This window comes from Falsiroseomonas selenitidurans, from assembly GCF_012103215.1.
In the GTDB taxonomy this organism is placed as follows: domain Bacteria; phylum Pseudomonadota; class Alphaproteobacteria; order Acetobacterales; family Acetobacteraceae; genus Falsiroseomonas; species Falsiroseomonas selenitidurans.
The window spans coordinates 30,679-51,273 of sequence record NZ_JAAVNE010000024.1; the positions used below are offsets into that span (position 1 = coordinate 30,679).

General features: G+C 73.0%; 21 protein-coding genes. 15 read left to right on the top strand and 6 right to left on the bottom strand.

The window, feature by feature from the left end; genetic code table 11:
- Nucleotides 1-5 precede the first annotated feature (5 nt).
- Nucleotides 6-791, bottom strand: a complete 786-nt coding sequence (locus HEQ75_RS15360) for an SDR family NAD(P)-dependent oxidoreductase (protein WP_168032105.1) — start codon at nucleotides 789-791, stop codon at nucleotides 6-8.
- 38 nt (nucleotides 792-829) lie between these two features.
- Here HEQ75_RS15360 and HEQ75_RS15365 point away from each other — a divergent pair, with 38 nt between their 5' ends.
- The 5 genes from HEQ75_RS15365 to HEQ75_RS15385 are packed head-to-tail and all read left to right on the top strand — an operon-like array spanning nucleotide 830 to nucleotide 5,735.
- Nucleotides 830-1,735, top strand: a complete 906-nt coding sequence (locus HEQ75_RS15365) for a YicC/YloC family endoribonuclease (protein ID WP_235961686.1) — start codon at nucleotides 830-832, stop codon at nucleotides 1,733-1,735.
- Nucleotides 1,732-2,370 (top strand): guanylate kinase, encoded by a 639-nt coding sequence (gmk, locus tag HEQ75_RS15370; RefSeq protein WP_168032107.1) that lies wholly within the window; start codon nucleotides 1,732-1,734, stop codon nucleotides 2,368-2,370. The genes HEQ75_RS15365 and gmk overlap by 4 nt, the downstream gene beginning before the upstream one ends.
- Nucleotides 2,371-2,376: 6 nt before the next feature.
- Entirely contained in the window at nucleotides 2,377-3,318 is a 942-nt protein-coding gene (locus HEQ75_RS15375) for an AEC family transporter (protein ID WP_168032109.1), read from the top strand.
- Complete coding sequence (locus HEQ75_RS15380) at nucleotides 3,315-4,721, top strand: amidohydrolase family protein (protein ID WP_168032119.1); 1,407 nt, start codon at nucleotides 3,315-3,317, stop codon at nucleotides 4,719-4,721. Before HEQ75_RS15375 ends, HEQ75_RS15380 begins: the two co-directional genes overlap by 4 nt.
- Before the next feature lie 30 nt (nucleotides 4,722-4,751).
- Nucleotides 4,752-5,735 carry a Bug family tripartite tricarboxylate transporter substrate binding protein gene (locus HEQ75_RS15385; RefSeq protein ID WP_168032121.1) on the top strand — a complete coding sequence of 328 codons (984 nt, stop codon included), beginning with the start codon at nucleotides 4,752-4,754 and terminating at the stop codon, nucleotides 5,733-5,735.
- Nucleotides 5,736-5,766: 31 nt separating this feature from the next.
- Here HEQ75_RS15385 and HEQ75_RS15390 read toward each other — a convergent pair whose 3' ends face one another.
- Nucleotides 5,767-6,750, bottom strand: a complete 984-nt coding sequence (locus HEQ75_RS15390; RefSeq protein ID WP_168032123.1) for a Bug family tripartite tricarboxylate transporter substrate binding protein — start codon at nucleotides 6,748-6,750, stop codon at nucleotides 5,767-5,769.
- Between the two features lie 128 nt (nucleotides 6,751-6,878).
- Here HEQ75_RS15390 and HEQ75_RS15395 point away from each other — a divergent pair, with 128 nt between their 5' ends.
- The 9 genes from HEQ75_RS15395 to HEQ75_RS15435 all read left to right on the top strand — a co-directional run bounded on the left by HEQ75_RS15395 (nucleotide 6,879) and on the right by HEQ75_RS15435 (nucleotide 15,531).
- A complete protein-coding gene (locus tag HEQ75_RS15395; protein ID WP_235961689.1) occupies nucleotides 6,879-7,643 on the top strand; it encodes a maleate cis-trans isomerase family protein in 765 nt (254 codons plus the stop codon).
- On the top strand, nucleotides 7,644-8,102 hold the full coding sequence (locus tag HEQ75_RS15400) for a CoA-binding protein (RefSeq protein WP_168032125.1): 459 nt from the start codon (nucleotides 7,644-7,646) through the stop codon (nucleotides 8,100-8,102).
- 180 nt (nucleotides 8,103-8,282) lie between these two features.
- Nucleotides 8,283-8,990, top strand: a complete 708-nt coding sequence (locus HEQ75_RS15405; RefSeq protein ID WP_168032127.1) for a DUF2076 domain-containing protein — start codon at nucleotides 8,283-8,285, stop codon at nucleotides 8,988-8,990.
- A 99-nt stretch (nucleotides 8,991-9,089) separates the two neighbouring features.
- The gene (locus HEQ75_RS15410; protein WP_168032129.1) at nucleotides 9,090-9,953 is read left to right on the top strand and encodes a LysR family transcriptional regulator; all 864 of its coding nucleotides are present in this window, start codon (nucleotides 9,090-9,092) and stop codon (nucleotides 9,951-9,953) included.
- Complete coding sequence (gene wecB / locus HEQ75_RS15415) at nucleotides 9,950-11,101, top strand: non-hydrolyzing UDP-N-acetylglucosamine 2-epimerase (protein WP_168032131.1); 1,152 nt, start codon at nucleotides 9,950-9,952, stop codon at nucleotides 11,099-11,101. The genes HEQ75_RS15410 and wecB overlap by 4 nt, the downstream gene beginning before the upstream one ends.
- A 10-nt stretch (nucleotides 11,102-11,111) precedes the next feature.
- A complete protein-coding gene (locus HEQ75_RS15420; protein WP_168032141.1) occupies nucleotides 11,112-12,377 on the top strand; it encodes a nucleotide sugar dehydrogenase in 1,266 nt (421 codons plus the stop codon).
- 203 nt (nucleotides 12,378-12,580) lie between these two features.
- Complete coding sequence (locus HEQ75_RS15425; protein ID WP_168032153.1) at nucleotides 12,581-13,579, top strand: calcium/sodium antiporter; 999 nt, start codon at nucleotides 12,581-12,583, stop codon at nucleotides 13,577-13,579.
- Between the two features lie 62 nt (nucleotides 13,580-13,641).
- The gene (locus HEQ75_RS15430) at nucleotides 13,642-14,883 is read left to right on the top strand and encodes an MFS transporter (protein ID WP_168032155.1); all 1,242 of its coding nucleotides are present in this window, start codon (nucleotides 13,642-13,644) and stop codon (nucleotides 14,881-14,883) included.
- On the top strand, nucleotides 14,884-15,531 hold the full coding sequence (locus tag HEQ75_RS15435; protein WP_328734066.1) for a trimeric intracellular cation channel family protein: 648 nt from the start codon (nucleotides 14,884-14,886) through the stop codon (nucleotides 15,529-15,531).
- Here HEQ75_RS15435 and HEQ75_RS15440 read toward each other — a convergent pair whose 3' ends face one another.
- From HEQ75_RS15440 to HEQ75_RS15450, 3 genes are read right to left on the bottom strand one after another with little or no spacing between them, the layout of a single operon-like run.
- The gene (locus HEQ75_RS15440; protein WP_168032157.1) at nucleotides 15,532-15,939 is read right to left on the bottom strand and encodes a hypothetical protein; all 408 of its coding nucleotides are present in this window, start codon (nucleotides 15,937-15,939) and stop codon (nucleotides 15,532-15,534) included.
- A 59-nt stretch (nucleotides 15,940-15,998) separates the two neighbouring features.
- A complete protein-coding gene (locus HEQ75_RS15445) occupies nucleotides 15,999-17,111 on the bottom strand; it encodes an alanine racemase (protein WP_168032159.1) in 1,113 nt (370 codons plus the stop codon).
- The gene (locus tag HEQ75_RS15450) at nucleotides 17,111-18,235 is read right to left on the bottom strand and encodes a pyridoxal-phosphate dependent enzyme (RefSeq protein ID WP_168032161.1); all 1,125 of its coding nucleotides are present in this window, start codon (nucleotides 18,233-18,235) and stop codon (nucleotides 17,111-17,113) included. Before HEQ75_RS15450 ends, HEQ75_RS15445 begins: the two co-directional genes overlap by 1 nt.
- Nucleotides 18,236-18,286: 51 nt before the next feature.
- On the opposite strand from HEQ75_RS15450, the gene HEQ75_RS15455 reads away from it, so the two are divergent.
- Nucleotides 18,287-19,393: a M20/M25/M40 family metallo-hydrolase gene (locus HEQ75_RS15455; protein ID WP_168032163.1), complete on the top strand. Its 1,107-nt coding sequence runs from the start codon at nucleotides 18,287-18,289 to the stop codon at nucleotides 19,391-19,393.
- Between the two features lie 40 nt (nucleotides 19,394-19,433).
- On the opposite strand, the gene HEQ75_RS15460 is transcribed toward HEQ75_RS15455, so the two are convergent.
- Entirely contained in the window at nucleotides 19,434-20,444 is a 1,011-nt protein-coding gene (locus HEQ75_RS15460) for a chemotaxis protein CheB (RefSeq protein ID WP_168032165.1), read from the bottom strand.
- Nucleotides 20,445-20,595: the final 151 nt, after the last annotated feature.

Consider the following 20,595-nt stretch of genomic DNA (forward strand, 5'->3'; position numbering starts at 1 on the left):
CCTGCTCAACCCTCGGCCGGCTTGGCGGGCAGCCGACCCATCAGCGCGTTGCGCCAGGCCGGCGGCAGGGCGCCGGCGATCCGCGACAGGGCATAGAGCCGGCGCGGATAGGCCACCCGCACCCGCCCGGCGGCAAGGCCGGCCAGGGTCCGCGTCGCCGCCTGCTCCGGCGTCATCAGCCAGGGCATGGGAAAGGGGTTCCGCGCCGTCATCGGGGTACGGATGTAGCCGGGGCAGATGGCGTGCAGGCGGATGCCGTGGCGCCGCTGGCTGGCATCCGTCGCCTCTGCCCAGCGCTGCACAGCGGCCTTGCTGGCGCAATAGGCGGGTGCGCCCGGGGCCGCGACGAAGGCCGCCAGGCTGGCCACCACCGCGACGCGCCCACGCAGGCCGTCCGCGCCCGGCGCCTGCCCCGCCATGGCCTGAAGCGCCGGCAGCGCCGTGTTCAGCACGCCGCCCAGGTTGGTGGCGAAGATGCGCGCCGCCTGTTCCGGCGGTTCCGTGGCCGCGCCGGTGCCGCCGGAAACCCCGGCATTGGCAATCACCAGGTCCAGCCGCCCGGCCGTGCCGATCCAGCCCGCCATGGCCGCCGCATCGGTCACGTCCAGCACCGCCGGGCGCACCGTGGCACCGCGCGCCGTGCAGGCCGCCGCCGCCGCCGCCAGCCGGGCCTCGTCGCGGCCGGACAGATGCAGGGTGACGCCCGGTGCCGCGCAGGCTTCCGCCAGCGCCCGGCCAAGGCCGGAGGATGCGCCGGTGATGAGCACGCCCTGCCAGGATTCGCGCCGCATGCCTTGCCCTCCGCCAGCGCCGGGTGGACAAGGCGCGCATGAACACCCTTGCCTCGATGACCGGCTTCGCCCGCGACAGCGGCACGCTGCCGGACGGTGCCTCCTTCGTCTGGGAATTGCGCAGCGTCAACGGGCGCGGCCTGGATGTGCGGCTGCGCCTGCCGGGCGGCCTGGAGGTGCTGGAGGCACCGCTGCGCGAGCAGGTGGGCAAGCGCCTCAAGCGCGGCAACCTCAACGCCACCCTGACCCTGAAGCGGGAGGACAGGGCGCCGCGGCTGACGCCGGACAAGCTGGCGCTGGACGCCGCCATCGCCCTGGTGCTGGAGGTCTCCGCCCGCCTGCCCGGCGCCCCGGTGCCGACGGCGGAGGCGGTGCTGTCCCTGCCCGGCGTGCTGCGCGCCGAGATCGCTGAACCCGACGAGGAGGCCGAGGAAGCCAGGCGCAAGGCCCTCGCCGTCTCCTTTGCCGTGGCGCTGGAGGGCCTCGTCGCCTCCCGCGCCCGCGAAGGCGCGCAGCTGGCCAGGATCCTGGAGACGCTGCTGGCAGAGATCGCGGCGCTGCGCGATGCCGCCGCGGTGGAGGCCGCCGGACAGCCCGCCGCCCAGCGCGCCCGGCTGCTGGAGAACCTGGCCAACCTGCTGGGCGAGGGCGATGTGCGTGCCCGGGTGCCGGAGGAAAGGCTGGCGCAGGAAGTGGCCATGCTGGCCCAGCGTTCCGATGTGCGGGAGGAGCTGGACCGGCTTTCCGCCCATATCGTGGAAGCGCGGACGCTGCTGGCCTCCGGCGAGGCGATCGGGCGAAAGCTGGAATTCCTCACCCAGGAATTCGTGCGGGAGGCCAATACGCTGTGCAGCAAATCCGCCAGCGTGGCGCTGACCCGCATCGGGCTGGAGCTGAAGGCGGCGATCGAGCGGCTTCGCGAACAGGCGGCGAACGTCGAATGACCACCACCACCCACGCGCCGCGCCGCGGCGTCTGCCTGGTGCTGGCCTCGGCGCCGGGCGTCGGCAAGACCAGCGTCTCCCGCGCCCTGCTGGAGATGGAGCCGGAGCTGGCGCTGTCGGTCTCGGCCACCACCCGCGCGCCAAGGCCCGGGGAGCTGGAGGGGGTGCACTACTTCTTCCGTACCCAGGACCAGTTCGACGCGATGGTGGAGGCCGGGGAATTCCTCGAATACGCCAAGTTCATCGGCCGGTCCTACGGCACCCCCCGCGCGGCGGTGGAGGCGTCCCTCGCCGCCGGGCGGGACGTGCTGTTCGACATCGAGTGGCAGGGCCACCGGCAGTTGCGCCAACGCCTGCCGGGCGATGTGGTGGGCATCTGCCTGCTGCCGCCCTCCATGGCGGAGCTGGAGCGCCGCCTGCGCGGCCGCGCCCAGGACAGCGAGGCGGAGATCGCCCGCCGCCTGGTCGCCGCGAGGGACGAGATCGCGCATTGGGCGGATTTCGACCATGTGCTGGTGAACCGCGACTTCGACCGCACGGTGGCGGAGGTCCGCGCCATCCTGCATGCCGCCCGCAACACCCGCGCCCGGCAACCCTGGCTGCCCGACTTCATCGACCAGCTTCTGCAAGGATAGCGCGCCATGGGCAGCCTGGCCGGGGTGGTGGAGGTGGTGCTGCCGGTCTTCGCCATGATCCTGCTGGGCTTCGGCGCCGCGAAGCGAAAGCTGGTCAGCGAGGAAGGCTTCAAGGCCATGACGCTGTTCGTCTTCGGCCTGGCCGCGCCGGCGCTGCTATTCGCCGGCGGCACGCAGCCCCATGCGGGCGGCGGCGGCGCGGCGCTGGCGCTGCTTTCGGGCTCCGTGCTGATGTTCTGGCTGGCGGTGGCCGGCGGGCGCGCGGTGTTCCGGCTCAAGCTGGGCGAGGCCTCGCTGTTCGCGCTGTCCTGCATCTTCGGCAATTCCGTGATGATGGGCGTGCCGATCATCATCGCCGCCTACGGCCCGGCCGGGGTGCCGCCGATGCTCGGCATCCTGGCCTTCACCACCATGATCCTGCTGGGCCAGGCGACGGTGCTGACCGAGGTGGGGCTGCACGCGAATGCGCCCTGGCGGCGGGTGCTGGGCGCCAGCCTGAAGGGCATCCTGCGCAATCCGGTGGTGCTGGCGGTGGTGGCGGCGTTCCTCTGGACGCTGCTCGGCCTGCACCTGCCGGATGTGGCGCGGCGGACGCTGGAGATGATGGGTGCGGCGGCGCCACCGCTGGCGCTGTTCTGCCTGGGCGGCGGGCTTGCCGGCATCGCCGGCGCGGCGCTGTGGCAGGAAACCACGGCCATCGTCGCGGTGAAGCTGGTGGCCTTGCCGGCGCTGGTCTGGGGGCTGGCGCGGCTGCTCGGCCTGCCGCCGATCGAGGAAGCGGTGGCCGTCACCATGGCGGCGCTGCCGACGGGGGCCAATGCCTTCATCCTGGCGCGGCGCTACGCCACCGGCACGGACCGGTCCGGCGCCGCCGTGGTGGTCACCACCGCCCTGTCCGTGCTGACCTTGTCCGCCTTGATCGGCCATTTCCGGGGGATCCTGCCATGACGCTCATCATCGAGGCCGGCTGGGTCTGGGATGCCGAGGGCGGGCTGCGCACCGGGCACAGCGTGATCGTGCAGGATGGCGTGGTGGCCGATGTGGTCGCCGGCTCGCCGACCCTGGAGGCGGAGCGGATCGTCGCGCCAGACGCGCTGCTGCTGCCGGGCTTCATCAACCTGCACAACCATGCCCTGTCCGCGCCGCTGTTCCGCGGCCTGGCGGACGACATCGCGCCGGGCGACCTGCCGGGGCACATCGTCTATGCGCTGCTGATGCCGCTCGGCGACGTCGCCGCGCAGGTGATGACGGAGGAGGAGATCGGCGACGCGGCCGAGATGGCGCTGCTGGAGGGGCTGCGCAGCGGCACCACCGGCCTGCTCGACGTTTTCCGAAATGCCCAATGGCCGCTGATCGAACGCGCGAAGCGCCTCGGCCTGCGCAGCTGGTCCTGCCCCTACCTGTTCTCCGCCCCGGTCGGCATGACGCCCGATGGCAGGCCCACCTACAGCCCGACCGCCGACACCGGCTTCGAGGCGATCCTGCAACTGTTCGACCGCTTTGACGAGGGCCGCCGCGGCCTGACGCGCGTCGGCTTCGGCCCGCATGGCCCGGATAGCTGCACCCCGGACCTGCTGCGCGCCATCGACCGGGCCGCGCGGGAGCGGGACACCATCGTCTCGATCCACGCCGCGCAGAACCTGATCGAGATCGAGAAGGTGCAGGCCGCGCATGGCAAGGGCTCCATCGCCCATATCCGGGACATGGGCCTGCTGCGGCCGGGCGTGGTGCTGGCGCATGGCATGTTCGCGACCGATGCGGAAATGGCGGCCATCGCGGAATCGGGCGCGGCGCTGGCCTCCTGCCCCCTGGCCTTCGCGCGGTCCGGCCGCTTCGTGCCGCTGGCGCGGATGGAAGCGGCGGGGCTTCGGCTCGGCATCGGCACGGATGGCGTGACGCTCGACATGCTGCACGAGATCCGCACCGCCTCCGTCTTCGCCAAGGTGCAGTCCGGCACGCCGCACGGCCTTACGGCGCCGCGCATCCTGCGGGCGGCGACGCGGGACGCGGCGCTGGCGCTGGGGCGGGACGACCTCGGCCTGGTGGCGAAGGGGGCGCGGGCGGATCTGGTGATGTTCGATCTCGGATCCTCGCGCTACCAGCCGGTGTGGGACCCGCTGAAATCGCTGATCACCAATGGCAGCGCGGCGGACCTGTCGCTGGCCATGGTGGAAGGCCGCGTCCTGCTGCGCGACGGCCGGGTGACGGTGGCCGACGAAGCCGGCGTGACCCGCCGCGGCCGCACGGCGATCGAGCGCGTGTGGCGGGAGGCCGCGCGGCGCGGTGCGATTCCGGCATCGATCGCGGCGCGGGCCGCGATACCGTTGCACGGAGCCGCTTCGTCTCCCTAGGGTAATGGCAACCCTGGGAGAGCTTCCTCAATGATCCGCTTCAGCCGCCGTGCCGTCCTGCTCGGCACGCTCGCCGCGCCGTCCCTTGCGCTTGGGCAAACGCGGCGGCCCCTGCGGGTCGTGGTGCCCTTCCCGCCCGGTGGCGGCGTGGACAGCCTGGGCCGGCTGCTGGCGGAGCGCCTGACGCCGCTGCTGGAAGGCCAGCAGGTGGTGGTGGAGAACCGCAGCGGCGGCGGCGGGCTGATCGGCGCCGATGCGGTGGCCAAGGGGCCGGCGGATGGCAGCATCATCGGCATCATCGGCGCCGCCACACTCTGCGCCGCGCCCTTCATCCAGCCCAGCATGCCCTTCGACGTGACGAAGGATTTTCGCGCCGTCACCCAGGTCTCGGACAGCGCGGTGGTGATCGCGGTGGGGGCGGATGTGGCGCGGCGGCATGGCTGGACGGACATGGCCGCGCTGCTGGCCTGGGCGAAGGCGAATCCGGGCGGCGCGCGGGTGGCCAATGCCGGCGTCGGCACCGTCACCAACCTGGCGCTGGCCGCCATCAACACCGCGGCCGGGGTGGACCTGACCAGCGTGCCCTATCGCGGCGGCGCGCAGCAGGCGATGGACGTCATCGCCGGCACGGTGGAAGCCACCGCGGACCTGCCGGCGGCGCTGCTGCCGCATATCGCCGCCGGGCGGATGAAGGCGCTGGGCGTCTCCGCCTCCACCCGCCTCGCCTTCCTGCCGGAGGTGCCGGCGCTGGCCGAGACCCCGGCGCTGGCCGGCATCGACATCCGGTCCTGGAACGCCATCATGGCCCCGGCCGCGACCCCGGAGGCGGAAGTGCAGCGGCTGTTCGCGGCGATCGCCCGGGTCGGCCGGGACCCGTCCTTCGCCGCCGCGCTGCGCCCCTTCGGCTACGATGCCGTGGTCAGCGAAAGCCCGGCGGCGATGGCCGCGCGCATCCTGCGGGAGACGCCTTCCTGGCGCCGCCTGGTGGCGATCTCGGGCGCCGCGCGGCAGTAGCGCGGCGCCGCGGCGTGGTGACGCCGGGCGATCAGTCGACGCTGGCGCCGACGGCCTGGATCACCACCCGCCACTTGGCGCTTTCGGCCGCCATGTAGCGCGTGAAGTCGGCCCGCCCCATGGCGCGCGGGAGGGAGCCCAGCGCGCTGAGCCGACCGGCCAGCGCCGGGTCCTGCACGATCGCCTGCAGTTCCGTGTCCAGCCGCGCCAGGATCGGCTCCGGCACGCCGGCCGGGGTGCACAGGCCGAACCAGCCGGTGGAGGTGATGTCCACGCCCTGTTCCTGCATCGTCGGCAGGTCCGGGAAGGCCGCCACGCGCGCCGTGCCGGATACCGCCACCGGCCGCATCCGCCCGGACTGCGCCATCTGCGTCACCGCGGAGATGGACTGGAACAGCATGTCGATGCGGCCCTCGATCAGGTCCGTGTTCATCTGGCCGCTGTTGGTATAGGGCAGGTGCTGCAGCTGCAGCCCGGTGATGATCTGGAACTGCGACCCCGCCAGATGCTGCGAGGAGCCGGCACCGACCGAGCCGAAATTGATCGGCCGCCCCTGCGCCTTCGCCCAGGTGATGAATTCCTGCAGCGTCCGCGCCGGCACCGCGGGCGGGATCACCACGATGTTCGGCACCAGCGCGATCAGCCCGACCGCGGCGAAGTCCTTCTCCGGGTCGAAGGGCATGTTGCGGTAGAGCCACTTGTTCGCGGCATTGGCGGCGATGGTGGCCAGCCCCACCGTGTAGCCATCCGGCGCGGCGCGGGCCACCTGCGTCATGCCGATGTTGGTGCCGGCGCCGGGGCGGTTGTCCACCACCACGGGCTGGCCGAGCCTGGCCTGCAGGCGGTCCGCGATCAGGCGGGAAATCACATCGCCGGCGCCACCGGCCGGGCCGGGATTCACCCAGCGGATCGGCCGGTTCGGCCAGTCGCCGGTCTGCGCCCGGGCGCCCGAAAGCGGCAGGGCGGCACCCAGGCCGAGCAGTGCCGCGCGCCGCGACAGGGGGGGTAGGGACATGTTGTTCTCCGGAAGCCTTCCTGGCGGAAGGAGACGTCGCGGAACGGGTTCTGGCAAGGGGAAGCCTTGTGAAAAGGGGGCTTCCAGGTCTGGCGCCGGCCACCGGCTGTGGCAGGCTGTCCGGACAAATGCCAAAGGAGAGCCTGATGGGCGACGTGCTGGGCTGGCGCTGCAAATTCGGGGTGATGGGCCCCGCCACCAACACCGTGGTGCAGCCGGATTTCGACATGATGCGCCCGGCGGGCGTCACCAACCACTACAGCCGCATCTACACGCCGAACGCCGATGCCGTCTCCAACGAGACCTTCCGCGCCGGGGCCGAGCTGATCGGCCGCAACACCATGGACGCCGTGCGGTCCGTGATGACCTGCGGGCCCGATGCGCTGGTGATGGGCATGTCCGCCGTCACCTTCTTCGATGGTGCGAAGGGCGCCGACCGCTTCGTGAAGGAGGTGGAGGAGGTCTCCGGCCTGAAGATCAGCGTCGGCAGCCATGCCTGCACCGCGGCGCTGAACGCCTATGGCGGCGTGAAGCGCATCGCCGTGATGTCGCCCTACTGGCCGGCGATGAACATCGAGGTGGCGCGCTACTTCGGCGACATGGGCTTTTCCGTGGTGCGGGACACCGCCTTCCGCTGCACCTCCTGGACCGACATCGCCGCCCAGACCCCGGCGCGCTGCGTGCAGGGGATCAAGGAGATCGATGGCGACGACGTCGACGCCATCGTCCAGGTCGGCACCAACCTGTCCATGGTGAAGCTGGCGGCGATGGCGGAGATGTGGCTTGGCAAGCCGGTCATCGCGATCAACGTGGCCACCTACTGGCATGCGCTGCGCGCGCGCGGCATCACGGACAAGGTGGCGGGCTGCGGCACGCTGCTCGAAAGGTTCTGAATGACGGAGGAGGACGCCCGGATCCGGGACCTGCTGCTGGGCACGCGGCGCATCGCCGTGGTCGGCGCCTCGGACCGTCCGGACCGGGCGAGCCATGGCGTCCTCGGCTTCCTGCTGGCGCGCGGGTATGACGCGGTGCCGGTGAACCCGTTGCTGTCGGGGCGGGAGATCCATGGCCGCGCCGTGCGGGCGGGGCTGGCGGAGGCCGGGCCGCTGGACATGGTGGACGTGTTCCGCCGTTCCGCCGAAGCCGGGGCGGTGATGGACGAGGCGGTGCGGCGGGGGGCCAGGTCCGTCTGGCTGCAGCTGGGCGTGGTGGATGAGGCCGCCGCCGCCCGGGCGCGGGCGGCTGGGGTGGCGGTGGTGATGGACCGCTGCCCGGCGATCGAGTGGCGGCGGCTGAACCTGCCGGCCCGGATTGGCCCGTCCGGGACCGACGACAATGTGATCGGTCACTGATCGTCACGAGGCTGCCGCTTGAAAACCGCGCGGCGGCGGGCCAATTGGGCGCGCAGATGAATTGCCGGTAAGGAATCGCGGGGAGCCTTGCCGGCAGGGCCGTGCCAGCCCGGGCCATGCGCCCGGTCCAACCACCCGCCCGGGCCAGAAGCCCGGCCACGCCAGAGGATACAGGGGACCATGACGGACGAGGAACGCCGGATCATCACCGGCTATGTGGAGCGGGTGAGCGGCGCAGCCGGCGCGGCGCCGCGCCCGGCCTCGCCCTGGGGGGCGCTGGGGGGTGGCCAGGCGCAGCCGGCACAGCCGCTGCCGCCGGTGGATCCGGAAGCGGACCGGCTGATCGCTGATCTGTTCGCGCGCTATCCGGAAGCCCGCTACCGCATCACCCAGACCGCCTTCGTGCAGGAGCACGCGGTGATCGAGATGCAGAACCGCATCCAGCAGCTGGAATGGGAAGTGGAGCAGGCCCAGGCACAGGCCAGCCAGGCGCAGCAGCAGCCGCGCGGCGGCCTGTTCGGCGGCATGTTCGGCGGCGGCCAGCAGCAGCGGCCGATGATGCGCACCCGGCCGCAGCCGCAGCCGCAATACCCGCCGGGCTACAACCCGCAGGCCCTGCAGCAGGGCCAGGGCGGCGGCTTCCTGCGCACCGCGATGATGACGGCCGTCGGCGTCGCCGGTGGCATGATGCTGGGCAATGCGCTGATGTCCGCCTTCTCGGGCGGCACGGCGGAAGCGGCGACGGCCGCCGCGGCCGATGCCGGCAGCTTCGGCCAGGAACAGGTGCCCACCGGCTATGACCAGGCCGCAGCGGACGGCGATGCGCAGCCCTGGCAGGACGATGCCGGCGCCTATGACGATGGCGGCGGCTACGACGAGGAGATCTGAGCCCATCCAGGGTTGAGTGGCGCGGCGGCCCTGCCGCCGCGCTTCATCTTTATCAACCTTTGGTTGCCTCCCGTGCGATGATTCGGGATCATCGATCCCATGCGCATGCCCGACCTCGACCTCGACCTGCTGCGCTGCTTCGTCATGGTGGCGGAGCAGGGCGGCTTCACCGTGGCGGCGACGGCACTCGGCCTGACCCAATCCGCGGTCAGCCTGAAGATCAAACGGCTGGAGGAGGTGGTGCGCCGCCCGGTGTTCCGCCGCACCAGCCGGCGTGTCGAGCTGACGGCGGAAGGCGAGACGCTGCTGGCCTATGCCCGCCGCATCCTGGCCCTGAACGATGAGGCGGTGCGCCGCCTGGTGGCGCCACCGGTGGCGGGCCGCCTGCGGCTCGGTGTCGCCGACCATTTCGTGCCGCGCAGCCTGGCCCATATCCTGGCCCGCTTCGCCCGCACCTACCCGGATGCCCGGCTGGAGGTGGAGGTGGGGCGCAGCCATGAGTTGCGCGCCAAGCAGATGGCGGGCGGCCTGGACCTGGTGCTGGGCAAGCGCCGGGACGGGGAAGTGGCGGGCGTGCCGATCTGGACGGAGCCGGTGGTCTGGGCCGCCGCCCCGGGCTGGACCGCGCCGCCGGACCGGCCGCTGCCGCTGGCCCTGCTGCCGGAAGGCTGCATGTTCCGCGACCGCGCGCTGCGTGCCCTGGCCCGGGCCGGTCTGGCCTTCGAGCCGGTGTTCACCTGCGACAGCCTGCTGGGCCTGGCCGCCGCCGCCCAGGCCGGCTTCGCGCTGACCGTGCTCGGCCGCAGCGGCTTCCCCGACGGGCTGCGGGAAGTGGCCGGCCTGCCGGAGCTGGGCCTGGTGGAAATGGCGCTGTTCGGCGATGCCGAGGGCCGCAGCCAGGTGGTGGTGCCGCTGGTCGGCTTTATCCGCGAATCGCTGGGCCAGGGCTCGATCGCGGCATGAGCCGCCACCACCCCGGCGCCCTGACCCCGGACCGCCCCGCCTGCCGCGTGCTGGTGGCCTTCGGCACCCGGCCGGAAGCCATCAAGATGATGCCGGTGCTGGCGGCGCTGCGCGACCGGCCCGGCCTGCTGCCGCTTGCCTGTTCCACCGGCCAGCACCACGCGCTGGTGCGCGACCTGCTGGCTGAATGGCACGAGGCTGCGGCGATCGAGCTGGGCGCGCTGCCGCCCGGCCTGGGGCTGCCGCGGCTGACCAGCTACCTGCTGACCGGCATGGCCGGCGCCATCGCCGCCGCCCGGCCCGACCTGGTGCTGGTGCAGGGCGACACGCTGAGCGCCTTCGCCGCGGCGCTGGCGGCGCACCAGGCCGGCATCGCGGTGGGCCATGTGGAGGCGGGGCTGCGGTCGGGCGATCTGCGCAACCCCTGGCCGGAGGAGTTCCACCGGGTCTCCATCGACGCCATGGCGGCGCTGCGCTTCGCCCCCAACGCCACCGCCTCGGCCAATCTCCGCGCCGAATACGGCGCCGGCCGGGTGATCGTCACCGGCAATACCGGCATCGATGCGCTGTTCCGCAACCGCCGCACCGGCGTGGTGCCGGTGGCCATCGCGCCCGGCCGCCGGCTGATCCTGGTCACCGCGCATCGACGGGAGAATTGGGGCGCCCCCCTGGCCGGCATCGCGGAGGCGGTGGCCGGCCTGGCGGCGCGCGGCGATGTGGAGCTGGTCTGGCCGCTGCACCCCAACCCGGCGGTGCGGGAGGCGGTGACGGCACGGCTGGCCGGCGTGGCCGGCGTGCACCTGCTGCCCCCCCTGCCCTATGGCGACAGCCTGGCGCTGATGCAGGCCGCCTGCCTGGTGCTGACCGACAGCGGCGGGATGCAGGAGGAGGCGCCGGCGCTCGGGCGCCCCGTGCTGGTGCTGCGGGAGGTGACGGAGCGGCCGGAGGTGGTGGAGGCCGGTGCCGCGCTGCTGGTCGGCACCGCCGCCCCCGCCATCCTGGCCGCCGCCAACCGGCTGCTGGACGACCCGGCCCTGCTGGCCCGCATGTCCCGCCCCGTCTTTCCCTATGGCGATGGCCGCGCCGCCGGGCGCATCGCCGACGCGATCGGCCAATGGTGGGACGCGACCTGCCCCGCCGCCGCGTAGCGCGCCCGGCATGATGCGCGTCTGCGTGGTCGGGCTCGGCCATGTCGGGCTGCCCACCGCGGCGGTGCTGGCCGCAAGGGGCCATCGGGTGCTGGGCTGCGACACCAACCCGCTGGCACTGGCCGCCATCGAGGCCGGCCGGCCCCTGGTGCGGGAGGCGGGGCTGGATGCGCTGCTGGCCACCGCGCTGGCCAGCGGCCGGCTGGCGCTGCGGGCAACCCCCGGGCCGGCGGAAGCCTTCCTGATCGCGGTGCCGACGCCGCTCGGCCCCGGGCGGCGGGCGGATCTCGGCGCCGTCCACGCCGCCACCGACGCGATCGCCCCCTGCCTCAAGCCGGGCGACCTGGTGGTGCTGGAATCCACCTGCCCGGTCGGCACCACGGAGGCGCTGGCGGAGCGGCTGCGGGCGGCACGTCCGGACCTCGCCCTGCCGCGAAGCGGCCAGCCGGCGCCACCCGGCTGCGTCCACCTGGCGCATTGCCCGGAACGGGTGCTGCCCGGCGACCTGCTGCGGGAGCTGGTCGCGAATGACCGGATCATCGGCGGGCTGACGCCGGACTGCGCGGCGCTTGCCGCGGCGCTCTATGCCGGCTTCGTCGCCGGCGCCTGCCACCTGACCGATGCCCGCACGGCCGAGCTGGCGAAGCTGGCGGAGAACGCGTTCCGCGACGTGAACATCGCCTTTGCCAACGAGCTGGCCGGGCTGTGCGAGGGCTTCGGCATCGAGCCCCGGGCGGCCATCGCCCTGGCCAACCGGCATCCCAGGGTGGCGATCCTCAACCCCGGGCCGGGGGTAGGCGGGCATTGCATCCCGGTCGATCCCTGGTTCCTGGCCGAGGCCGCGCCGGCGGCGACGCCGCTGATCCAGGCGGCGCGCGGGGTGAACGAGGCGCGGCCGGGCCAGGTGGTGGCGCGGCTGCGCGGGATGGCGGCAGCGCTCCGCGGCGGGGCCGAAGGGCGGGAGCGTCCTGCCATCGCCTGCCTCGGCCTGGCCTACAAGCCGGATGTGGCCGATCTGCGTGGCAGCCCGGCCCTGGCGGTGGCCGAGGCGCTGTCGCGCGACGGCACGCTGCGGCTGCTGTGCTGCGACCCGATGCTGGACCGCCTGCCGCCGCCGCTGGCCGGGCAGGACGGCGTGGCCTGGCTGGAGCTCGGCGCGGCGCTGGCGCAGGCGGACATCGTGGCCATCCTGGTGCCGCATGCGGCCTTCCGCGCCCTGCCCGCTGCCGCCTTCGCCGACCGGCCGGTGCTGGATGCGGCGGGCATGCTGCGGTGAAGCACCGGCTTGAAAGGCGGCGGGGTGCGGGCCACCTCGCGGCTTGGTTCGGGCCCCTCTGGCGCTGGCCGCCCCTGGGAGGCCCCGGGGCGGCGCGCGTGATGTCGAACCGCCCACGCGGCATCGCTGCCTGACCAGGGGTTCGCCATGACCTTCGCCACCCATCCCGCCCTGACCCTGCGCCGGCCGAAGGGCGCGGCGGCATGAGCACCGCGCTGCCCATCCTGCTCGGCCTTGGCCTGCTGGTGCTGGGGGGCGAGCTGTTCGTGCGCGGCGCGGTGCGGATCGCGGAGCGGCTGGGCGTCTCGCCGCTGATGATCGGGCTGACGCTTGTCGGCTTCGGCACCTCGGCGCCGGAGCTGGTGACCAGCGTGCAGGCCTCGCTCGCCGGGTCGCCGGGCATCGCGCTGGGCAACATCGTCGGCTCCAACATCGCCAACATCCTGCTGATCCTGGGCCTGTCGGCGCTGATCTTCCCGATTGCGGTGCCGTCGGCGGCGCTGTGGCGGGATGGCGTGCTGGGCGCCGTGGCGGCGGCGGCGCTACTGGCGGTGGGGCTGGGCTGGACGCTGGACCGGCTGGTGGGGGTGGTCTTCCTGCTCGGGCTGGCGGGCTACCTGGTCTATGCCTGGCGGCAGGAAAGCGCCGCCACCGGCGACCACACCGCCGCCTTCGAGAGGGCGCAGGCGCTGGAGGAGGTTCACCCCGGCGGCCTGGCGCAGCATCCGCCGGCCGCCACCGCCGGCTTCTGGCAGGGCGTGCCGGCTTCCATCGGCTTCGTGGTGGTGGGGCTGGCGCTGGTGGTGGGCGGCGGCGGGCTGCTGGTGGACGGCGCGACGGCGCTGGCCCGCGGCCTTGGCGTGTCCGAGAGCGTGATCGGGCTGACCATCGTCGCCATCGGCACCTCCATGCCGGAACTCGTCACCTCGCTGGTCGCGGCGCTGCGCCGGCATGCGGATGTGGCGCTGGGCAATGTGCTGGGCTCCAACATCTACAACGTGCTCGGCATCGGCGGCGCCACGGCGCTGATCGCGCCGACGCCGGTGCCGCCGGACATCGTGGGCTTCGACCTGTTCGTGATGCTGGGCGTGGCCCTGCTGCTGCTGGTGCTGGCACGCAGCGGCTGGCGCATCGGCCGGCGGGAGGGCGCGCTGCTGCTGGCGCTGTATGTGGCCTACCTGTTCTGGATCTGGCCTGCCTGATGCCGGATTGACCTTCGGCAGAGGCTGGGCGCAGCCTTGGGCAACCAAGGAGCCCGCCAGGCATGGTCGCCCCCGCCTCCCCCGATGCCCCGCCCTCGCCTGGCCATGATGCGCGGATCCTGGCGCTGATCGGCACCGGGCATTTCCTCAGCCATTTCTACATGCTGTGCCTGCCGCCGCTGTTCCTGGTGTGGCGGGACGAGTTCGACGTCTCCTTCGGCGAGCTGGGCCTGGCGGTGGCGTTGATGAGCGCGGTGACGGCCGCGCTGCAGACCCCGGTGGGCTTCCTGGTGGACCGGCACGGCGCGCGGCCCTTCCTGGTGGGCGGCGTGCTGCTGATGGCGCTGTCCATCGCCGCCATGGCGTTCGCGCCCGGCTACTGGGCGATCCTGCTGCTGGCGCTGCTGTCCGGCGTGGGCAATTCGGTGATCCACCCGGCGGACTACGCCATCCTCGGCGGGTCCATCCACCCCAGCCGCATCGGCCGCGCCTTCGCCATGCACACCTTCACCGGCAATCTCGGCTTCGCCGCCGGGCCGCCTGTGGTCGCCGCCATGCTGCTGGTGATGGGCTGGCGGCCGGCGCTGCTGGTGCTCGGGCTGATCGGCATCCCCGTGGTGCTGGCCATCCTGTGGCAGAGCCGGATCCTGCAGGACCAGGCGAAGCCGAAGCCACGGCACGGCACCGGGCCGGTGCTGTCGGGGCGGGAATTGCTGCTGTCGCGGCCCATCCTGCTGTTCTTCGGCTTCTTCCTGCTGTCCGCCATGGCCGGGTCGGTGATCCAGGCCTTCTCGATCACCGTGCTGATCGAGCTGTGGGGCACGCCGGTCGCCATCGCCTCCTTCGCGCTGACGGGCTACATGGCCGGCGCCACCGGCGGCACGCTGGTGGGCGGCTGGTTCGCGGACCGGTCCAGGAAGCACCTGGCCTTCATCGTCGGGCTGACGCTGGTGGCGGCGCTGCTGCTGCTGGCACTCGGCCTGCTGCCGCTGCCGCACTGGCTGCAGCCGGTGGTGGCCGGCGCGGCGGGGCTGGCCATGGGATCCTCCCGCACCCCGCGCGACGTGATGCTGAAGGATGCGATCCCGCCGGGGCAGATGGGCAAGGTGTTCGGCTTCGTCTCCTCCGGCCTGCCGCTGGGCGGCGCCATCACGCCCGTGCCGGTGGGGCTGCTGCTGGATTTCGGGCTGGCCTGGATGGTGCTGCCGCTGGCCGCCCTGCTGCTGCTGGCCTCCCTGCTGTGCATGGGCCGCGCCAGCAGCGCGGCACGACGCGCCGCGCCGCTTGCCGTGCCGGCGGAATAGGTGGGCGGGCTGGATGCCGCGCTGCAGGTCCTGGACCTGCTGGGCATCGCGGTCTTCGCCGCTTCCGGCGCGCTGGTGGCCAGCCGCAAGCAGCTGGATGCGGTGGGCTTCGTGCTGATCGGCATGGTCACCGGCTTCGGCGGCGGCACGGTGCGCGACCTGCTGCTGGGCCGCACGCCGGTGTTCTGGCTGCGCCAGCCGGAATTGCCGCTGATCGCCGCCGCCGCGGCGCTTCTGGTGTTCTTCTTTGCCCACCGCGTGGAAAGCCGCTTCAAGGCCCTGCTCTGGGCCGACGCGGTGGGGCTGGCGCTGTTCGCGGTGCTGGGGGCGGAGATCGCGCTGATCGCCGGGGCGGAAGCCTGGGCGGCGGTGCTGCTGGGCACCGTCACGGCAACGGCAGGCGGCATCCTGCGCGATGTGATCTGCAACGAATTGCCGCTGATCCTGCGCAAGGAGATCTACATCACCGCCGCCGCGGCCGCCGCCCTGGGCTATGTGGCGCTGCGGCTGGCGCCGCTGCCGCGGGATGTGGCACTGCTGGCGGGCATCGCGCTGGGCTTCGGCATCCGCGGCGCGGCGATCTGGCGCGGCTGGTCGCTGCCCGCCTTCAAGCCGCGCCCGGCGCGGGACTATCCCGACGCACGCTGATCAGAGGCAGGTCCCGGCGGCCGCGGCGGCTTCGAAGCCGTCGAATTCGGCGCGTTGCTCCCGCGCCTCCTCCCAGACCAGGCCGGTGCCATCCGCATCGATGCGGGCGGTGCCTTCGACGATCCGGCTGGCGGAGATCGCGGCCTGGCGGCGGTAGGTCAGTTCCCGCCCATCCGGCGCCATGCGCCAGGACAGCACCGGCAGCGGCCGGCAGCGGAACAGGGCGCGCACCGCCAGCAGGCCGGTGCCGTCGGCCTGCAGCAGCAGGCGGGCATCGCCGCCGGTGCTGCGCAGGCGCGCCGTGCGGCCGACCCACGCCGGAAAAAGCGGAACCGGCCGATCGGCATGGGCCGGTCGGAAGAGAAGGATCGGCCCCAACAGGGCGAGCCGGCGAGACATCTGGGTCATGAACGCCCAGCATCGGCGATGTCACGCGACTGAACAAGAACTGCAACACTTCGACATCGTTACCAGAAATTGACCCGGTCCCAGACCGCCACCACGCGGCCGGCCTCGTCCAGCACATGGTAGTGCGGATGCGCCGCCGCGGTCAGGCAGACATGGTTCGGCGCGATGCGCAGGCGGGCGCCGACTCGCAGGCGTTCAAGCGGCAGCGTGCCGCCTTCCGCCGCGCGGACCTCCCCATGTTCCTGGTGCACCCGCACCACCATGGCGTCGCCCAGGCTCGGCTGGCCGGCGGCGTCCAGCACGCGGCCGAACTTCCAGTCGCGCGGCGCGGCTTCCGTGCTGCGGTCCTTCGACAGCGCCAGCGCCCCGGCATCGACCAGCACGGCGTTGCGGGCGGGGTAGCGGCCGGTGACGCTGGTCAGCACGGTGACGGCGATATCCTCCAGCGGATGCACGCCGAGCTGCGCCTGCAGCAGGTCGCCCATCATGTAGACGCCGGCCCGCATCTCCGTCACGCCCTCCAGATTCGCCGCATACAGGGCGGTGGGGGAGGCGCCGGCGGAAACCACGCCGACCACATGGCCAGCCTCGCGCAGCCGCGTCGCGGCCAGGACGATGCCGGCGCGCTCGATCTCGGCCAGTTCCGCCATCGCGGCCTCGCTGCGGCCGGCATAGGAATGGCCGGAATGGGAGAGCACGCCGGCGAGCTTGGCGCCGAGGGCTGCACCGATTGCCAGCAGCGCCTCGCCATCCGGCGCCACGCCGGCGCGGCCCTCGCCGATATCCACCTCGATCAGCGTCGGCAGGCGGCCGGGATGGGCGGCGATGGCCTGGGCCGTCTCCAGGTCATCCGTGATGATCTTGATCCGCGCGCCCTCGGCGTTCAGGGCGGCCACCGCGCCCAGCTTCGACGGCGTGATGCCGACGGCATAGACCTGGTCGCGGAAACCATGCGTGGCGAAGTAGCGGGCCTCCGCCAGGGTGGAGACGGTGATGGGCCCGCCGCCGGGCGCAGCCAGTTCCGCCACCGCGGCCGATTTCGCGGTCTTAATATGCGGGCGCAGCTGCACGCCCGGGTGGCGCGCCACCGCCGCCGCCATGCGCGCGATGTTGCGCTTGAGGATGGGCAGGTCGAGCAGCAGGCAGGGGGTGGGCAGATGGTCCAGCGACATCAGAGGGCGACCCCCAGCAGCTCGGCAAAGCGCGGCGTGGCCTTCAGCCCGGTGCCGGTCAGCACCACCACGGTCGTTTCCCGCTCCGCGATCCGGCCCTCCGCGCGCAGCTTCGAGAAGGCGGCAGCGGCCTGGGCGCAGGTGGGCTCCACGTAAAACCCCGTGCGGGCCAGGGCGAGCGCGGCGTCCGCGATCTCCGCCTCCTCCAGCAGCACGGCGCCGCCCTGGCTTTCGCGCAGCGCGGCGAGGCATTCCGGCAGCCGGATCGGCTGGGCGATGGCGGTGCCCTCCGCGATGGTGGGTTGTGCGTCCACCGCCGGCAGGCCGAGCGCGGCGCGGGCGATCGGCCCGCAATTCGCCGGCTGCGCCGCCCAGATCCTCGGGAGTCTTGCGATCTGGCCAGCCCGGAAAAGTTCGGAAAAGCCGAGCCAGCAGCCCAGCACGTTGGACCCGGCGCCGCAGGGGACAATGACGTTGTCCGGCACGCTGAAGGACAGATCCTCCCAGAGTTCGTAGGCCAGGGTCTTGGTGCCCTCCAGGAAGAAGGGCTGCCAGTTGTGGCTGGCGTAGAAGATTTTCGCGGACTCCGCGAGCGCGGCATCGGCGCAATCCTGGCGGCTACCGGGAATCAGCTCGATGGCCGCCCCGGCCGCGCGGGACTGCACGGTTTTGGCCGGGCTGGTGCTGGCGGGGACAAAGATGGTGGCGGCCATGCCGCCCGCGGCCGCATAGGCGGAGACGGCCGCGCCGCCATTGCCGGAGCTGTCCTCCAGCACACGCGAAATGCCCTGGTCGCGCAGCAGGGACAGCATGACGCTGGCGCCGCGATCCTTGAAGCTGCCGGTCGGCATGAACCATTCGCATTTCAGCAGCGCCGTGCCACCGGGCAGCGCGCGTTCCACCAACGGGGTGCAGCCCTCCCCCATGCTGATGGGTGCCTTGGGGCTCCAGGGCAGGGCGGCGGCATAGCGCCAGAGGCTGCGGGTGCCGGTCTCGATCTCGGCGCGGGTCAGGCCCGGGCGCGGCGTCAGCAGCAGCGGCGCCTGGCCGTCGCCACACCAGCGGGGGGTATCGAGCGGCCAGGTCCGGCCGCTGCGGGGGTCGAGGTAGCTTTGCGGGGTCATGGCGCCCATCCTCCCTTGCCGGCCCGGCGCCGGCAAGCGAGGGTGCCGCGCATGAGCCTCTCCGACCCGGTGCTGCGCCTGGCAGCCGACCTCATCGCCATCGACAGCCGATCGAGCCTGTCCAACCTGCCCGTGGCCGAGCGGATCGAGCAGGAATTGGCCGGCTTCGAGATCGAGCGGCTGGACTACACGGATGCCAACGGCGTCGCGAAGCGGGCGCTGGTCGCCCACAAGGGGCCGCGCCAGGGCTACGCCCTGTCCGGCCACATGGACACGGTGCCGGCCACCGGCTGGCAGAGCGACCCCTGGGCGCCACGCCTGGACGCGGCAGGGATGCTGCACGGCCTTGGCAGCGTCGACATGAAGGGCCAGCTGGCGGCTGCCATCATCGCCGCGCGGCAGGCCGCGGCGGATGTGCCGGCGACGCTGCTGATCACCACGGATGAGGAGACCACCAAGGAAGGCGCGCGGCGCGTGGCCCGCGACAGCAGGCTCGCCAGGTCGCTGGACCTGGCCGGCATCTTCGTGGTGGAGCCGACCGGGCTGGTGCCGGTGCGCGGCCATCGCAGCCACATCGCCTTCACCGCCACGGCGCATGGGCTGCAGGCGCATTCCTCCACCGGCAAGGGGGTCAACGCGAACTGGAAGCTGCTGCCGTTCCTGGCCGCGATGCGGGAGGTGCATGACGCGCTGCGCAGCGACCCCGCGCTGCAGGATGCGGATTACGACCCGCCCTTCTCCGACTTCAACCTGATCCTGGACAATCACGGCACGGCGATGAACGTGACGGTCGCCAAGGCCACCGCCCAGATCAAGTTCCGCTACAGCGCCAAGGTGGACCCGAAGCCGGTCCTGCACGCGGTGCGCCGCGCGGCGCGCGACGCCGGGATCGACCTGGCGGAGCAGATGGAAGGCTTCCCGCCGGAACTGCCGGCCGACCACCCGCTGATCGCCCGCGCCACGCGGCTGACCAACCGGGCACCGCGCACCGCACCCTACGGGACCGATGCCAGCGAGTTGCAGGCGCTGGCGCCCTGCGTCGTGCTCGGGCCGGGTGACATCGCGCTGGCGCATACGCCGCAGGAATGCGTCCGCGCGCAGGATCTGGTGGACGCGGTGCCGGTGCTCGCGCGCGCGCTGCGCGACGGCATCGCGTAGGCGCGACCCCGGGCCCTCGGCCGGAGACAGGCGCCGGCCTTCACGCCTCGTCCTTCGTCGCGCCGCGCAGCGTCGCCATGGCGCGGCCGATCAGCCCCGCGGCGCGATCCGCCTCCGCCGCCGCCGCCTGCCAGCGGCGGGTGGCATGCGTCATGCCGCGCATGGCCGCCTGTTCCTGCATGCGGCGGAACAGCAGCTTGCGGTCGTGATGCGTGCGGATGGCGACGGACAGCGCCTCCTCCAGTGATTCCTGCTGCGCCATGGCCAGGCTGTCCGGGCCGAAGGCGTGGCCGATCTGGCAGCGGAAGCGCGGCCGGGCCTCATCCTCGATCTCGTTCAGCACACCGCCACAGGCCGGGCAGCTCATCCGGCTGGGGAGGCCGACGCTCCCCGGACTGTTCGCCATGCCGGCCATCTCCTGCTCGGCGATGCGGGTTTCCGTCAGCAGCCAGGACGGCACGGCGGCGGACGGCCCGGCGCTGGTGCGCGCCAGGCGGTCCAGCAGCGCGGGCAAGGCGGCGGCGGGCAGGCAATGGTCGGGGCTGTCGCCCAGCAGGGCGTTGCGCGGCATGTCGGGCCAGGCGGCATCGGCCGGGTCCTGCACCACGCTGATCCCGCCGCAGGCCTTCACCGCAACCAGCCCCGCCGTGCCATCGTCCAGCATGCCGCTGAGCACCACGCCCACCACCCGCGGGCCGCGCGCCACGGCGGCGGAACGGAACAGCGGGTCGATCGCCGGGCGGGTGCGGTTTTCCTGTGGCCCGCGGCGCAGCAGCACGCGGTCACCCTCCCGCGCCACCAGCAGGTGCTGGTCCGGCGGCGCCACCAGGATGGTGCCGGGCCGTATGCGGGCGCCATCCGTGGCCTGCGCCGACGGCAGCTTTCCGGCGCGGCCGAGGATCTCGGCCATCGCGCTGCGGGAGGTGGGGGAGACATGCTGCACCACCAGCAGGGCGGCCGGCAGGTCGGCCGGCAGGCCGCGGCAGATCGCCGTCAGCGCATCCAGGCCGCCGGCCGAGGCCCCGAGCACGATCAGGTCGTGGTTCTGCACCCCGGTTTCCTTTGCCGCCCGACAGTTCCATGCGCCGATTCCAGCCGAGGGCCCGGCCCGCAGCACCATTAAGCCGCCTTGTTCCGTACCCGATCGTTTTGAACTTTCCGGGAGCGGGCGCCTTCTGCCTTCCAGCCTGGCAGGAAATTAA